The organism is Pseudomonas sp. LB3P58 (genome assembly GCF_054897895.1).
The window spans coordinates 856,551-872,588 of the sequence record NZ_JBUBVE010000001.1 but is presented as its reverse complement, the minus strand read 5'-3'; the positions used below and the strand labels follow the sequence as shown (position 1 = coordinate 872,588).

At 59.0% G+C, this 16,038-nt stretch carries 13 protein-coding genes, 1 tRNA gene and 1 riboswitch; all 14 genes read left to right on the top strand.

Going from position 1 to position 16,038, the window contains the following annotated elements:
* Nucleotides 1-80 precede the first annotated feature (80 nt).
* Nucleotides 81-181, top strand: a riboswitch (guanidine-I (ykkC/yxkD leader).
* Between the two features lie 61 nt (nucleotides 182-242).
* The gene (locus tag ACYZTZ_RS04040) at nucleotides 243-1,310 is read left to right on the top strand and encodes a putative urea ABC transporter substrate-binding protein (protein ID WP_223432991.1); all 1,068 of its coding nucleotides are present in this window, start codon (nucleotides 243-245) and stop codon (nucleotides 1,308-1,310) included.
* Between the two features lie 16 nt (nucleotides 1,311-1,326).
* Entirely contained in the window at nucleotides 1,327-2,142 is an 816-nt protein-coding gene (locus ACYZTZ_RS04035; RefSeq protein ID WP_046046146.1) for an ABC transporter permease, read from the top strand.
* Nucleotides 2,139-2,927: an ABC transporter ATP-binding protein gene (locus tag ACYZTZ_RS04030; protein WP_461997294.1), complete on the top strand. Its 789-nt coding sequence runs from the start codon at nucleotides 2,139-2,141 to the stop codon at nucleotides 2,925-2,927. Before ACYZTZ_RS04035 ends, ACYZTZ_RS04030 begins: the two co-directional genes overlap by 4 nt.
* A 12-nt stretch (nucleotides 2,928-2,939) precedes the next feature.
* A complete protein-coding gene (locus tag ACYZTZ_RS04025) occupies nucleotides 2,940-3,665 on the top strand; it encodes an urea amidolyase associated protein UAAP1 (protein ID WP_461997293.1) in 726 nt (241 codons plus the stop codon).
* A gap of 11 nt (nucleotides 3,666-3,676) precedes the next feature.
* Nucleotides 3,677-4,318, top strand: a complete 642-nt coding sequence (locus ACYZTZ_RS04020) for an urea amidolyase associated protein UAAP2 (RefSeq protein ID WP_076030050.1) — start codon at nucleotides 3,677-3,679, stop codon at nucleotides 4,316-4,318.
* Nucleotides 4,319-4,625: 307 nt separating this feature from the next.
* The gene (gene uca, locus ACYZTZ_RS04015; RefSeq protein WP_461997292.1) at nucleotides 4,626-8,273 is read left to right on the top strand and encodes an urea carboxylase; all 3,648 of its coding nucleotides are present in this window, start codon (nucleotides 4,626-4,628) and stop codon (nucleotides 8,271-8,273) included.
* 25 nt (nucleotides 8,274-8,298) lie between these two features.
* Entirely contained in the window at nucleotides 8,299-10,077 is a 1,779-nt protein-coding gene (atzF, locus tag ACYZTZ_RS04010; protein WP_461997291.1) for an allophanate hydrolase, read from the top strand.
* Between the two features lie 283 nt (nucleotides 10,078-10,360).
* Nucleotides 10,361-11,848 (top strand): sensor domain-containing diguanylate cyclase, encoded by a 1,488-nt coding sequence (locus ACYZTZ_RS04005; protein ID WP_461997290.1) that lies wholly within the window; start codon nucleotides 10,361-10,363, stop codon nucleotides 11,846-11,848.
* Between the two features lie 6 nt (nucleotides 11,849-11,854).
* Entirely contained in the window at nucleotides 11,855-12,049 is a 195-nt protein-coding gene (locus tag ACYZTZ_RS04000) for a cysteine-rich CWC family protein (RefSeq protein ID WP_008153014.1), read from the top strand.
* A gap of 56 nt (nucleotides 12,050-12,105) precedes the next feature.
* Entirely contained in the window at nucleotides 12,106-12,798 is a 693-nt protein-coding gene (locus tag ACYZTZ_RS03995) for a pseudouridine synthase (RefSeq protein ID WP_056742585.1), read from the top strand.
* Between the two features lie 313 nt (nucleotides 12,799-13,111).
* Nucleotides 13,112-13,996 (top strand): alpha/beta fold hydrolase, encoded by an 885-nt coding sequence (locus tag ACYZTZ_RS03990; RefSeq protein ID WP_461997289.1) that lies wholly within the window; start codon nucleotides 13,112-13,114, stop codon nucleotides 13,994-13,996.
* Between the two features lie 180 nt (nucleotides 13,997-14,176).
* Nucleotides 14,177-14,250, top strand: a tRNA-Gly gene (locus ACYZTZ_RS03985).
* Nucleotides 14,251-14,414: 164 nt separating this feature from the next.
* On the top strand, nucleotides 14,415-15,686 hold the full coding sequence (locus ACYZTZ_RS03980) for a tyrosine-type recombinase/integrase (RefSeq protein ID WP_461997288.1): 1,272 nt from the start codon (nucleotides 14,415-14,417) through the stop codon (nucleotides 15,684-15,686).
* Between the two features lie 22 nt (nucleotides 15,687-15,708).
* A complete protein-coding gene (locus ACYZTZ_RS03975; RefSeq protein WP_461997287.1) occupies nucleotides 15,709-16,005 on the top strand; it encodes a hypothetical protein in 297 nt (98 codons plus the stop codon).
* The last annotated feature ends 33 nt before the right edge of the window (nucleotides 16,006-16,038 follow it).

Sequence of the window (16,038 nt, the reverse complement as noted above, 5' to 3'; positions counted from 1 at the left end):
AGCGCTCAAGCCGACTTGGCACGGCTCTCGCTTTAGCAAACACGTGCAGGAGTCATCACAGGTTCGCGGCACCACAATTTGCAATGGCTGACTAGGGTTCCGGCTCGCTAAGGCGAGTGGCTGGTCCGAGAGTTGGCGACCTCCAGTTGAGGTTACACGGCGGGACAAAAGCCCGGGAGACAAGCCACCGTTCGCGGTGCCGCGTTGACTCCTGCCCGCCCTTGATCAACTGGAGAACCACCATGCTCAAGCTTCGTTTACCCGCCCTGCTCGCCGCTGCATTCGCAGCCTTCGTGAGCGTCTCGTCCCAGGCCGCCCAGAAAGACCACTTCAGCGTCTGCTGGACCATCTACGCCGGCTGGATGCCCTGGGAATACGCAGGCAGCCAAGGCATCGTCGATAAATGGGCGAAGAAGTACGGCATCAAGATCGATGTCGTGCAGCTCAATGACTACGTCGAATCCATCAACCAATACACCGCCGGCCAGTTCGATGGCTGCACCATGACCAACATGGATGCACTGACCATTCCGGCGGCTGGCGGCGTCGACAGCACCGCGCTGATCGTCAGCGATTTCTCCAACGGCAACGATGGCATCGTGCTCAAGGGCGACGGCAAGAAAGTCACCGACCTCAAAGGCATGGACGTCAATCTGGTGGAGCTCTCTGTCTCCCACTACCTGCTGGCCCGAGCGCTGGATTCGGTCGATCTGACTGAGAAAGACCTGAAAGTGGTCAACACCTCCGACGCCGACATCTCGGCGGCCTTCAACACCGATCAGGTCAACGCTGTCACCACCTGGAACCCGATGCTTTCGGACATCAAGGCCAAACCTGCGGTGACCGAAGTGTTCAACTCCAGCCAGATCCCCGGCGAAATCATGGACATGATGGTGGTCAACTCATCGACCCTCAAAGACAACCCGGCGCTGGGCAAAGCGCTGACCGGCGCCTGGTTCGAAGTGGTCGAGTTGATGAACGCCAAAAACGCCGCCAGTAAAACCGCCCTCGAACACATGGCCAAAGCTTCCGGCACCGATCTGGCCGGTTTCCAGTCGCAACTGGACACCACCAAATTGTTCGCCACCCCCAAAGAAGCCCTGGCGTTCTCCACCAGCAAGCAACTGCCGGAAACCATGCGCAAAGTCGCCGAGTTCTCCTTCCAGCACGGCTTGCTGGGGGAAGGCGCCAAGGACACCAGCGCGGTCGGCATGGCGTTCGCCAACGGCGTGACCAGCGGCGACAAGACCAACCTCAAGCTGCGCTTCGACCCGACCTACGTGCAGATGGCCGCCGACGCCAAGCTGTAATCAGGAGGACCTGGCCATGCGCCTGATCAATCGCCACCCGGATCGTCCGAGTCGCCTGCTGTTGGTGATCCTGCCATTCGCCCTGGTGCTGTTCGCCTACTTCATGGGCTCGGCCGAGCGGCTGACGGACAACCCCAACGACAAGCTGTTGCCGAGCGCCGTGCAGATGACTGACGCGGTGAAACGCCTGGCGTTCACCGCCGACAGCCGCACCGGTGAATACCTGTTGTGGCAAGACACCGCGTCCAGCCTGCGCCGCCTGGCCATCGGCCTCGGTATCAGCGCGCTGGCCGGGCTGTGCCTGGGCATCGCCGCCGGTACCCTGCCGCTGTTTGGCGCGCCGTTGTCGCCGTTGCTGACGGTGCTGTCGATGGTGCCGCCGCTGGCGATTCTGCCGATTCTGTTCATCGTGTTCGGCTTGGGGGAGTTGTCGAAAGTGATGCTGATCGTGATCGGCATCACTCCGTGCCTGGCCCGTGATCTGGAACAACGCGCCCGGGAAATTCCCGTGGAGTTGCTGATCAAGGCCCAGACCCTCGGCGCCTCGACCTGGACGCTGATGCTGCGCGTGGTGCTGCCGCAATTGCTACCACGGCTGCTTATCTCGCTGCGGCTGATGCTCGGCTCGGCGTGGTTATTCCTGATCGCCGCCGAAGCCATCGCCTCCACCGACGGCCTCGGTTACCGGATTTTCCTGGTGCGCCGCTACCTGGCGATGGACGTGATTCTGCCGTACGTGGTCTGGATCACCCTGCTCGCCTGGCTGATGGACTGGGGCCTGAAACGCCTGACCCAACGGGCGTTCCCTTGGTATGAGGGGGCCCGCGCATGAGTTTCATCACAGTCAAAAATGTCTGGCAGCAATACGCCGATCAGGTGGTGCTCGAAGGGCTGAACCTGAGCGTTAACGAAGGTGAGTTCTGCACCTTGGTTGGTGCGTCGGGTTGCGGCAAGTCGACCTTCCTGCGGCTGCTGCTCGGGCAGGAGCGCGCCAGTCGCGGCGAGATTCTGCTGGATGGCCAGGCCTTGGCCGGCGAGCCGGATGCCAGCCGTGGCGTGGTGTTCCAGCGCTACTCGGTGTTCCCGCATTTAACGGTGCTGGACAACGTCGCCCTCGGCCTCGAACTGCCACGTTCGCCTCTGCTCGGACGCTTGTTTGGCAGCGCTAAAAAAGACGCACGCGAACAAGCCTCAATGTTGCTGCACAAAGTCGGCCTCGGACACTCGCTGGACAAGTACCCGGCGCAGCTCTCCGGCGGCATGCAACAACGACTGGCGATTGCCCAGGCGCTGATCATGAAACCGCGCGTGTTGCTGCTCGACGAACCCTTCGGCGCCCTCGATCCAGGCATCCGCAAAGACATGCACGGCCTGCTGCTGGAGCTGTGGCGCGAGACGCAACTGACGGTGTTCATGGTCACCCACGACCTGTCCGAAGGCTTCAGCCTCGGCACTCGCCTGTTGGTGTTCGACAAGGTCCGCGTCGACCCGCACGCCCCCGGCGCCTATGGCGCGCGGATCACTTACGACATCCCTTTGAACAGCGACCGCCGCACCAGCCGTGCCGCCGTCGATGCCTTGCCGGCTGAGCTGGCAGGCACGCTTCGTACCGCTTAGAGGATTTTTGAAATGACTGATTCGACCCAACTGTTCCCGCCCTTCGCCGAAGAAATGCTCCCCGGCGGCGGCCATCGCTCCTTCGTGTTGAAACGCGGCCAACTGCTGCGCCTGACCGACCTGCGCGGTGGCGCCAACGTCAGCCTGACGTTGCTCAATGCCAATGAAAAAACCGAACGCCTGAACCTGCCCGACAGCCTCAAATGCCAACACACGGCCAAGCTCACCACCGGCCATTGCCTGTACTCGGACATGGGCCGCGTGCTGGCGGCGATCACTGCCGACACCTGCGGCTGGAGCGACAGCCTCGGTGGTGTGCTCTGCGCTGAAGAGGTCGCGGAAAAATACGGCGCGGGGCGCTATCAGGAACTGCGCAACGGCTTCTTCCGCAACGGCACCGACAACCTATTGGTGGAGCTGGGCAAGTGGGGTTTGGGCCTGTCCGATTTGCTGATGACGCTCAATTTGTTCAGCCGGGTGAACGTCGATGAGGCCGGGCGTTTTCACTTCGTCGAAGGCAATTCCAGGGCCGGCGACTACATCGAGTTGTATGCGCCGATGGACACGCTGGTGGTGCTCACTGCGCTGCAACATCCGATGGACCCTTCGCCTGAGTACGCGCCGAAACCGCTGAAGCTCAGCTGGATGAACGCCGACGCCAGCGTCGCCGAACACTGCCGCACCTCGCGCCCGGAAAACCAGCGCGGCTTCATCAACACCGACCGTCTGTTCGCCTGAGGATCGCTGCCATGTCACTCGCAATCGCTACCGCTCAACAGTTGCCCGAAACCGCGATCTACCGCGCCACCATCCCGGCCGGCGAGCCATGGTTGATGGAGGTCAAGGCCGGCCAGACCTTGCGCATCCTCGATCTGGAAGGCAACCAGGCCGTCGACACCTTGTTCTACAGCGTTGCCAATCCGAAGGAACGCTATGACGTACAACGCACGTTGCGCCGGCAGAACAGCGTCTACCTGAGCACCGGCAGCGTGCTCTATTCCAACCTCGGCAAGCCGATGCTGACCATCGTCGCCGACACCTGCGGCCGTCACGACACCCTCGGCGGCGCTTGCGCGCAAGAGAGCAACACCGTGCGTTATGCGTTGGAGAAACGCTACATGCACAGCTGCCGCGACAACTACCTGCGCGCCTGCGTCCACGACGGGCGACTGGGCAAGGGCGACATCGGGCCGAACATCAACTTCTTCATGAACGTGCCGGTTACGGCGGATGGCGGGCTGACGTTTGAAGACGGGATTTCGGCGCCGGGCAAGTACGTCGACCTGCGGGCCGAGATGGACGTGATCGTGCTGATCTCCAACTGCCCGCAACTGAACAATCCGTGCAACGCCTACAACCCGACACCTGCGGAGCTGCTGGTATGGAACTGAAATTCGTGCGGTTGCGTAGATGGTTGTTCACCCTGTGTCAGGCCCGTTCAGGCCAGTGCCTAAAAAAGTAAGAACACCCTAAATCCAATGTGGGAGCGGGCTTGCTCGCGAAGGGGCCGTCATATTCAACATTAATGTCGACTGACACTCCGTCTTCGCGAGCAAGCCCGCTCCCACAGGGGTTCGGTGGTGTTTTGGAGTGAAGTGATTCTGCCGTCGGGGACGACCCTGGCGCTTATCGAAAAACTGCGGGACGGCCCGCATCCCAGGTCGAGGCTGATGCGCTATCGCCTCCGGGGGTTATGCCATGTTCGAAAAAGTCCTGATTGCCAACCGTGGCGCCATAGCCTGCCGCATTCTGCGCACCCTGCGTGAATTGCAGGTCAAAGGCGTCGCCGTGTATTCCGAAGCCGATGCCGCCAGCCTGCACATCCTGCAAGCCAATGAAGCCCACAGCCTCGGTGAAGGCGCAGCCGCCGGCACCTATCTGTCCGTCGAAAAAATCCTCGCCATCGCCACATCCACCGGCGCCACGGCGATCCATCCGGGCTACGGTTTCCTCTCGGAAAACGCTGCGTTCGCCGAAGCGTGCGAAGCCGCCAACATCGCCTTCATCGGCCCGACGCCAGAACAGCTGCGAGTGTTCGGCCTCAAGCACACCGCGCGCGCCTTGGCCAAGCGACACGGCGTGCCGATGCTCGAAGGCACCGAGTTGCTCGACAGCCTCGACGCAGCGCTGACTGCCGGCGAACAGGTCGGCTACCCGGTGATGCTCAAAAGCACCGCCGGCGGTGGCGGCATCGGCATGCGCGTGTGCCGTAGCGCTGCCGAATTGAGCGAATCCTTTGAGGCCGTCAAACGCCTCGGCCAGAACAACTTCAGCGACGCCGGGGTGTTCATCGAGAAGTACATCCAGCGCGCCCGTCATCTGGAAGTGCAGGTGTTCGGCGACGGCCTGGGCGAAGTGATTGCCCTCGGCGTGCGCGACTGCTCGGTGCAGCGGCGCAACCAGAAAGTCCTCGAAGAAACCCCGGCGCCGAACCTCCCCGAGGGCATGGCGGAGGAGCTGTGTACGGCGGCGATCAAACTGGCGAAAGCGGTGAATTACCGCAGCGCCGGCACCGTTGAATTCGTTTTCGACAGCGAGGCTCAGCGTTTCTATTTTCTCGAAGTGAACACCCGTTTGCAGGTGGAGCACGGCGTCACCGAGCAAGTCTGGGGTGTGGATCTGGTACGCTGGATGGTCGAACTGGCAGCCGGTGATTTGCCGCCGTTGAGCGAGTTGAGCCGAGACTTGAAAGCCTGCGGCCATGCGATTCAGGCACGGCTTTATGCCGAAGATCCGGGTCGCGATTTTCAGCCGAGCCCAGGCTTGCTGACCGCCGTGAACTTCCCTGCCGCCGATGGCAAACACCTGCGTATCGACACGTGGGTCGAGGCCGGTTGCGAGATTCCACCGTATTTCGATCCGATGATCGCCAAGGTCATCAGTTGGGCGCCGACCCGCGAAGAAGCCGCTGCCGATCTGCATCAGGCGCTGGGCGACAGCCAGCTCTATGGGGTGGAAACCAACCGCGATTATTTGCGGCAGATTCTGCTCGATGTGCCCTTCGCCAGTGGTCAGCCGTGGACCCGTTGCCTGGAAGGTCTGGTGTATCAGGCCAACACGTTTGAAGTGCTCAGCGCCGGTACTCAGACCAGCGTTCAGGACTATCCCGGCCGCCTCGGTTACTGGGCCGTGGGCGTGCCGCCGTCAGGGCCGATGGACAGTCGCGCGTTGCGTTTGGGCAACCTTTTGCTGGGTAACGACGAAGGCGCCGCGGCGCTGGAAATCACCATGAGCGGACCGCTGCTGCGTTTCAATTGCGACGCGGTGGTGGCGGTGACCGGGGCAGTGATTCCACTGACCCTTAATGGTGAAGTGGCGCCGATGAACACGGTTTTGCTGGTACCGGCGGGCGCTACTTTGAGCCTTGGAACGATTGCCGGTGCCGGCGCCCGCAGCTATCTGTGCCTGCGCGGCGGCCTGCAGGTGCCGGATTATCTGGGCAGCAAAAGCACCTTCACCCTCGGCCAGTTTGGTGGGCATGGTGGTCGCGCATTGAGAGCCGGCGACGTGTTGCATCTCCCTGCTTTGAACGACCGCCGCGCCGGTCAACAACTGGCTGAAGAACAGGTCACCGAGTTGCCCGTTCTGCGGCAGATCCGGGTGATCTACGGCCCTCATGGCGCACCGGAATACTTCACCGAAAACTACATTGGCACTTTCTTCGCCACCCAGTGGGAAGTACATTTCAACTCCAGCCGAACCGGTGTGCGGTTGATCGGGCCGAAGCCTGAATGGGTGCGTGCCGATGGTGGCGAGGCGGGTCTGCATCCGTCGAATATTCATGACAATCCGTATGCCATTGGTGCAGTGGATTTCACTGGTGACATGCCGGTTATCCTCGGTCCAGACGGCCCTAGCCTCGGCGGGTTTGTTTGCCCGGTGACGGTGATCGAGGCGGATCTTTGGCAGCTGGGCCAGCTCAAGGCTGGGGACAAAGTACAGTTCCTCCCCGTCGACCTGAAGACCGCCCGCAATCTCGCCTTGAAATGCAATACCCCCTGTGGGAGCGGGCTTGCTCGCGAAAGCGGTGTGTCAGATACATCAATGTCGACTGACACGGCCCCTTCGCGAGCAAGCCCGCTCCCACAGGGGATTGTGTCGCCTGTTGTGTTGGATTTGGGTCAGGGGAATACGCGGCTGGTGGCGAGATTGTCGGGGGACACTCATCTGCTGCTGGAAATCGGCGCCCCCGAACTTGACCTGGTCTTGCGCTTCCGCGCCCACGCCTTGATGCAAGCACTGGAAAGCCAAAACCTGCACGGCGTCATCGACCTGACACCTGGCATCCGCTCGCTGCAAGTGCACTACCAACCCGAACAACTGCCGCTGGCCGATCTGCTCGGCATCGTTGCCGGCGAATGGGACGCCGTGTGCGCCGCCAAGGACCTGCAAGTGCCCTCGCGCATCGTCCATTTGCCGTTGTCCTGGGACGACCCGGCCTGCCAGTTGGCGATCGAAAAATACATGACCACCGTGCGCAAGGACGCCCCGTGGTGCCCAAGCAATCTGGAGTTCATCCGCCGCATCAACGACCTGCCAAACCTCGACGAAGTGCAGCGCACGGTGTTCGACGCCAGCTACCTGGTGATGGGCCTGGGCGACGTCTACCTCGGTGCGCCGGTCGCCACGCCACTCGATCCGCGTCATCGTTTGGTGACTACCAAATACAACCCGGCCCGCACCTGGACCGCGGAAAACTCGGTGGGCATCGGTGGTGCTTACATGTGCGTGTACGGCATGGAAGGCCCTGGCGGTTATCAGTTCGTCGGCCGCACGTTGCAGATGTGGAATCGCTATCGCGAGGTCGCCGCATTCGATGGCAAACCGTGGTTGCTGCGCTTCTTCGATCAGATCCGTTTCTACCCGGTCAGTGCCGATGAACTGCTGCGCATTCGACGGGATTTTCCCCTCGGGCGCTTCGATCTGAACATCGAGCACAGTCAGCTGAATCTGGCGGAATACCAAGCCTTCCTGACGAAGGAAGCCGAGAGCATTGCCGCGTTTCGCGATCAGCAAAAAGGTGCGTTCAACGCCGAGCGCGAGCGCTGGATCGCCAGTGGCCAGGCGCATTTCGACAGCGAAGAATTGGTCCCGGAAGTGACCGACGACGCACCGCTGGCCAGCGGTCAACAGAGCGTCGACAGCCACATCGCCGGCAACCTTTGGCAGGTTCAGGTTGAAACCGGCAGCCGGGTTGCCGCGGGTGATGTGCTGGTGATTCTGGAGTCGATGAAGATGGAAATCCCATTGCTCGCCCCCATGGCCGGGGTGGTCCGCGAGATTCGCGTGCAACCGGGTTCGGCAGTGCGCGCCGGACAGCGCGTCGTGGTGCTGGAACTTGAGTGAACCCACTTTGAAAAGGATTAACGCCATGAACATCAATCTGCAACTCGACGCCCTGCGCAGCGCTTATCGCATCGGCAATATCACGCCCCGTGAACTGCTGCTGAGCCTGCGCGATAAAGCCGCGGCGCTGAACCCGGACTATCACCTGTTCATCCACTTACTCAGTGTTGAAGAACTGGAACCGTACCTCGCCGCACTCGACGGTCGCGATATCGAAAGCCTGCCTCTGTACGGCGTGCCGTTTGCAATCAAGGACAACATCGACCTGGCGGGCATTCCGACGACCGCGGCGTGCCCTGCATTTGCCTATGTGCCGGAGCGTTCGGCGACCATCGTCGAGCAGTTGCTGGCGCTGGGGGCGATTCCGTTGGGCAAGACCAATCTTGATCAATTCGCCACCGGGCTTAACGGCAGTCGCTCGCCGTATGGTGCGTGCCCGAACAGCGTGTTGCCGGAGTATCCATCGGGCGGTTCCAGCGCCGGGTCTTCACTGGCGGTGGCGCTCGGCGTGGCGAGTTTTTCTCTGGGCACGGACACAGCGGGGTCCGGGCGTGTGCCGGCGGCGCTGAACAATCTGGTGGGGTTGAAAGCCAGCAAAGGGTTGATCTCAACGGCGGGTGTGGTTCCGGCCTGTCGCACCCTCGATTGCGTGACCACGTTCACCGCGACTGCTCGGGAAGCCAGTCAGTTGCTCGCGCTCACTGCGCACCTTGATCCCCGCGATGAATACAGCCGCCTTAATCCGTTGTGGAATGACGGCTCGGCGTTTGGTGCCCCTCGCCCCTTCCGCTTTGGCGTGCCGCGTGCTCAGGATCTGGAGTTCTTCGGCTGCCCTGAAGGCCCGCTGTTGTTTGGTGATGCCATCGATCAGCTCAATGCTTTGGGCGGTGAAGCGGTGGAGCTGGATTTGTCGCCGTTCCTTGAAGCGGCGCGTTTGCTCTATGAAGGCCCGTGGGTGGCCGAGCGCTACAGCGTCGCCGGCGAATTGATGGAGCAAAATCCTGAAGCTGTACTGCCGGTGATTCGCGCGGTGTTAGCCAAGGCTCCAGCGGTGAACGGCGTGCAAACCTTCCGCGCCCAGTACCGGCTTCAAGCCCTGAAAGCCCTGTGCGACGAGGCGCTGGACGGCCTCGATTGCGTGCTCACACCCACCCTCGGCCGCCCCGTCACGCTGGCGGAACTGGACGCCGAGCCGGTGTTGCGCAATTCGGAACTGGGCTACTACACCAACTTCATGAACCTGCTCGATTACGCCGCCGTCGCCGTGCCCAGCGGTTTCATGGGCAATGGTTTGCCTTGGGGTGTGACGTTGTTCGGACGGGCGTTCACTGATCAGTATTTGTTGGGTGTGGCGGATGCCTTGCAGCGCCAGCAAGGTTTGCTCGCGCCTGCGCCGACGGCTACCGCGCGTAATGACCGGGCGCGGCTGGTGGTGTGTGGTGCGCATCTGGATGGGTTGGCGCTGAACTGGCAGCTCAAGCAGCGTGGGGCTCGACGGGTCGAGACGACGTTCAGCTCGCCGGATTATCAACTGTATGCCTTGGCCGGTGGCCCGCCGTTTCGCCCCGGAATGGTTCGCGTGAAGGACGGGGGTGTGGCGATTGCGGTGGAGGTTTGGGAACTGCCGAGCCGTGAGTTAGGTTCGTTTTTGACCGGGATACCGGCACCGCTGGGATTGGGCAAAGTGCAATTGGCGGATGGGCGTTGGGAGAGTGGGTTTATTTGTGAAGCGTATGGGTTGGAGGGGGCGGTGGACATTAGTCACCTTGGTGGATGGCGTGCGTATCTTGGGACTCGTGTCTGAGCCGGAATCGCGCCCTCACCCTAACCCTCCCGAAACGTCGGACCGCCCGTAGGGAGAGGGGACTGACCGAGGTGCTTGAACGAAATGCTGCGACCTGAAATTTCGAAGTCGAACTCAGGTTTGAGAAGCATGGAGATCGGCCCCCTTTCCCCCTCTCCCCCGTGGGGAGAGGGCTGGGGTGAGGGGTGGCCCTACTGACACCATTCCCCCCACAAATGCAGCAGTTATTTCCCGGCGGTGCCATTAGAATGCCTGCCATCGGGTCACTGCCAACGGAATCGTCATGCCGCTTCGCTCGCCGCTGTATTCCCAACGTTCGTTGGTCCTCACGCTGATCGCGTTGCTGGGCGCAGGCTTTCTCGCCACGTCCTTCCTCAGTTACTACGCCTCGCGAGCGTCGATACGCGACAACATCATCAACACCGAACTGCCGCTGACGTCAGACACGGTCTACTCGGAAATCCAGAAAGACCTCGTCAGACCGATCCTGATTTCCTCGATGATGTCCCGCGACACCTTCATGCGTGACTGGGTAGTAAACGGCGAGCAAGACCCCGAAAAAATGACCCGCTACCTCAACGAGGTCATGACCCACTACGGCGCCTACACCGCATTTTTTGTCTCCAACACCAGCCTCACCTACTACCACGCCAAGGGCGTACTCAAACAGGTCAAAGTCACTGAACCCCGCGATGCGTGGTATTTCCGCGTACGAGACATGGCCGATCCCTACGAGATCAATGTCGACCCGGACCTTGCCAACAAGGACAACCTGACCTTCTTCATCAACTACAAGGTCTACGACTACAACAACCGTTTCATCGGCGCAGCGGGTGTCGGTCTGACGGTCGATGCAGTGATCAAGCTGATCGACAAGTATCAGCAGCGTTACCAGCGCAGCGTGTACTTCGTCGACAACTTCGGGCGCCTGGTGCTCACCGGGGCCGAGGGCGGCCCACAAGGCGCGAAGATCGGGCAGAGGCTCGGCGAACTCGACAGCATGAAGGACCTGGTCAGCCAACTGCCCAAACCTCACAGCGGTAGCTACGAATATTCCGTCCAAGGCCAGGGACATTTCCTCAACGTACGGTTCATCCCGGAGCTGAACTGGTACCTGTTCGTCGACAAACGTGAAGACGGCGCCCTCAGTGAAATCCGCCAGTCGCTGTACCTTAACCTGCTGATCTGCCTGATCGTCACGCTGATTGTGCTGGCCCTGCTCAACCGGGTGATCAAGCGCTACCAGGGCAAAATCCAGGCCCAGGCGATCCTCGACAGCCTGACCGAGTTGCCGAACCGCCGCGGTTTCGATCTGTTGGCGGCGCAAGCCATGCACGAAGCCCAGCGCGAGCCCAAACCGCTGACCGCGTTGCTGCTGGATCTGGACCATTTCAAAGTTTTGAACGACACCTACGGGCACCTTGCCGGCGATCAGGTGCTGATCGGCTTTGCACGGGATCTGGAGAGTTGCCTGCGGCACTCCGACATCGTCTGCCGTTGGGGCGGGGAGGAATTTATCGTGCTACTCAAGGACACTGACGGTGAGACCGGTCTGATGGTCGCCGAGAAAATTCGTCAGCATGTCGAGCAACAGCGTTATGCCTACAACGATAAGGCTTTGCAGCTGACCGTGAGCATCGGCCTGACCACCCTGCAGACCGATGACACCTTGCACACGCTGCTCTCGAGGGCTGATCATGCGATGTACCGGGCCAAGCAAGCCGGCCGTAACCGCACCTGCGTGGAAATGCCTCACTCCAGTTATGAATAACCCTACATGAATAAGCCAGATTTCTGCCCGGCCTGCGGCGCCTCCAACGACTGCACTCTGGCCGACCCGCGAACCGCCGATCGGGCCTGCTGGTGCTACGGCGTCAGCATCGACCCGGCGGTACTCGAAGCACTGCCGCCCGAACTGCGCGACAAATCCTGTTTGTGCCCACGCTGCGCGCAAGTCGAGGCGCAGCTGTAAGCAACCGCACAACCGATCACGTAAGATACGCGCCCCTTCCCTACCGATCCCTCGTCATGCGCATTGACCGTTTCCTCAGCAACCTGCCGCGCTTCAACCGTAAGCAGGTGCGTCTGTTGCTGGTGGAAAAGCGCGTCAGGATCGACGGAAAAATCGTCAGCGACCCTCACGCCGACGTACTGGAATTCAGCCGCGTGGAAGTCGACGATGAGCTGCTGCAAGTCGGCAAGCCTGCACGCTACTTCATGCTGCACAAACCGTCTGGCTGCGTCAGTGCCACCCGCGATCCGCAACACCCGACCGTGCTCGACCTGATCCATGAGCCGGACAAGGAGGACCTGCACATCGCCGGGCGCCTGGACTTCAACACCACCGGCCTGATGCTGATCACCAATGATGGCAGCTGGTCGCGACGCCTGACCCAGCCGCAAACCAAACTGCCCAAGGTCTACTACGTAGAAACCGAGCAAGAGATTGGCCCGGAATACGCATTGAAATTCACCGAAGGCCTGTACTTCGCCTTTGAAGACCTCACCACCCAACCCGCCGAGCTGGCCGTACTCGGAGCAACGTCCGCACGACTGAGCATCGTCGAGGGCCGTTATCATCAGGTGAAGCGGATGTTCGGCCATTTCGACAACAAGGTGCTGCGCCTGCACCGCGAAAGCATGGGCCCGCTGGTGCTCGACAGTGCCCTGAAACCGGGCGAGTACCGCGCATTACGCACCGAAGAGATTCAATTGATCTAAGCAGGCGACCGCTCAGCAGAAGTTGTCGGACAATTTGCCAAAGATACTTGCGTGATGACGTGCCCCCTGCTTGAATCAGGACGTCGGCCGAAATGTGACCGATGAGTCACAACATACTTCTAAGAAACTTTTTGCCGGTAGAGAACCCTCAGGTTCCGCCTTCCCCCGGCAGACTGCCCGCCAATAACAATACCCGTCGACCGGACTGCAATGGATCGACATGGGCCTCTCAAATTCCAGGCGTATGCCTACCTGTCACAAAGCTCGTGCAATCTGATTTGCACGCATACCCGCTTGCCAGGAGTCTTATGACATGAGGCCAGAAATCGCTGTGCTGGATATACAGGGTCAGTATCGGGTTTACACGGAGTTCTATCGCGCAGACGCCGCAGAGAAGACCATTATTTTGGTCAACGGCTCGATGGCCACGACTGCGTCGTTTGCACAAACCGTGAAAAACCTTCACCCGCAGTTCAATGTGGTCTGCTACGACCAGCCCTACGCGGGCAAGTCGAAAGCCCACAACCTGCACGAGAAATTGCTGACCAAGGAAATCGAAGGGCAGATCCTCCTGGAGCTGATCGACCACTTCGCCGCCGAACACGTGCTGTCGTTTTCCTGGGGTGGCGCCGCGACCCTGGTCGCTCTGGCCCACCAGCCGCGACGCATCGAAAAAGCCGTGGTCAGCTCGTTCTCTCCGGAGATCAACGCGCACATGCTCGACTACCTCGAGCGCGGCATCGATTACCTCGGCAGCCGGGACGGTGACCGGGTCGGCAACCTGGTGAACAGCACCATCGGCAAACACCTGCCGACACTGTTCAAGCGCTTCAATTATCGGCACGTCAGTTCCCTGGCCGAGCATGAATACGGGCAGATGCATTTCCACATCAGCGATCTGCTGCAGAGTGATCGCCAGTGCTTCTTCAAAGCCGCGGAGAAAATCAACGTGCCGGTGCTGTTCATGAACGGCGAATGGGACGAGTACACCGCTACCGACGGCGCTCAACTGTTCGCCAACCATGTGCAACACGCTACTTTCACCACCCTGCAGGCCACCGGCCACTTTCTCGACATGGAACACAAAGCTGCTTGCCGAGATAGCCGCAACGCATTGCTGGGCTTCTTGAAACCTTCGCAACACGAAAGTCGACCGCGTTATCACTACGTCCAGGACCAACATGCATTGGCCATCTGAAACAGCGTCATCGCGAGCAGGCTTCGCCCTACAGTGTTGAATGCATTCCTGTAGGAGCAAGGCTTGCCCGCGATAGACCGTCATGCGGTCTCTGCTTTGTTTCAGTTGCGCTAAAGCCGTCCCACGCAAAGAAAAACTTCATTTCCACGCCCACATCTGGTACAAAGTCAGCCGCTCTGAGCGGGTGTCGTATAATGGCATTACTCCAGCTTCCCAAGCTGATAACGAGGGTTCGATTCCCTTCACCCGCTCCATACCTCCGCTCCACCAGTCTCCTGACGTCTCACCACTCGTTATAGATCAATGACTTAGCATCCTGGTAATCTCCCGCGATTTCCGGGCGTCTCTGTGCAGCCCTATTTTTTCTGTACAGCCTCGTGTACGGTCTCGAAAACTTCGAACCAGACCATACACAAACATGAAACGATCAGAGATAAAAAGGCGACCCCTCTCCAGGACTGTCATCGATGCCCTGGAGCCCGAGGACAAGGAGTACCGGGAAAACTACGGTGGAGCAGAGCGGCTTCACATCGTAGTAAGCCCCAGCGGGCGCAAACGCTGGGAGCTGAGATATAAAAAATCTGATGGGAAATGGGGCTGGCACGGCCTGGGCAGCTATCGCGATGTGAACATCGAACAAGCCCGCGAAAAGGCGCAGCAGTCGCTCAGATTACTCGCATCGGGAACTGATCCTGTGCTGCATCGAGCGCAAAAAAAATCTGAACTGAGCGAAGCCATAAAAAACAGCTTTGAGAGCATTGCCGAGGCTTGGTATGCCAAAAAGTCAGCCGACGGCAGAGCAGAAAAAACGCTCAAGTCCATGAAATATGCGCTAGACAATGACATGCTGCCAGCACTTGGGAAATTACCGATTTCCAGTATCACTCGCAAGCATTGTGCCGAACTACAGAACTCGATAGAGCTCAGACAGGCTCATAACACTGCAAAAAAAGTCCGCAGCTGGCTTAATCAGATTTTTGGATATGCGATAGCAAATGGTAAGTGTGAAAACAATCCGGCAAGCAATTTATTGGATATCGCATCAGTACAACCACCGGAAAAGCAGTATCCCCACCTGCTCGAACATCAACTTCCTGACTTTCTGAAAGCTCTTGAGGCTTCGCCTAGCCGCATCCTTGTAAAAAGTGCTGCCTGGTTGACTATCTATACAGCATCCAGACCAGGTATGGTCAGGAAAGCCGAGTGGGCAGAATTTGATATTAATAAAAAAATCTGGTGCATCCCTGATAGCAAAATGAAAATGGGCCGCGAGCATCTAGTCCCTTTGAGCAGTCAAGTAATCTCAATTTTAAATCACTTAAAAAACATCACCGGCAAATCTAAATATCTATTCCCTTCCGAAGGATCGAAAAGTTTGGTGATGTCGGACAATACAGTTAACAAATGTTTTGCAGGTGCGGGCTATAAAGACCGAATGACAGGTCATGGATCACGTCACACAGCAACGACTTTACTCTCCGAACACGGTTGGCCGGAAAATTGGGTGGAAATGCAGCTAGCACACAAGAAACCGGGACTGAGGGAGGTCTATGACAAAGCAACTCATCTCAAGAACAGGGAAATAATGATGCAATGGTACTGCGATTACCTCGACGCATTAAAAGAAGGTTTGACGCCGAATCAAAAATCCGACTTTAAGAGAAGAGCAGCAAGATCAAAAAATAAATAAACCAGACTGGAAGCTAACACGAATGAACATTGAACTCAGCCAAATGAATCGCGCAGAATCCGGGCACACCTTGGCAGTAGCAAAAATTTACATGCTCCATGAGGAGTCAGATGCAGAGGGAAATTCACAAGAAGACAACGTTCGTATCGAATTCGGGTACTTCAGAAACTCAAAGGGACAACTTGATATTTTTGAGTTTGAGATTTACGACACCAGCAGTTTACTCGAAAAAAAGCTAAACTTTTCGGCACTCGAAAGACTCAAAAGAGGACTCGTCAATATTTGCGAAGCTGCCATCAGTACAAAATTATACGTGTAACCTGCTGCCCTTTCAAAAAATCCAGGGCAGTGT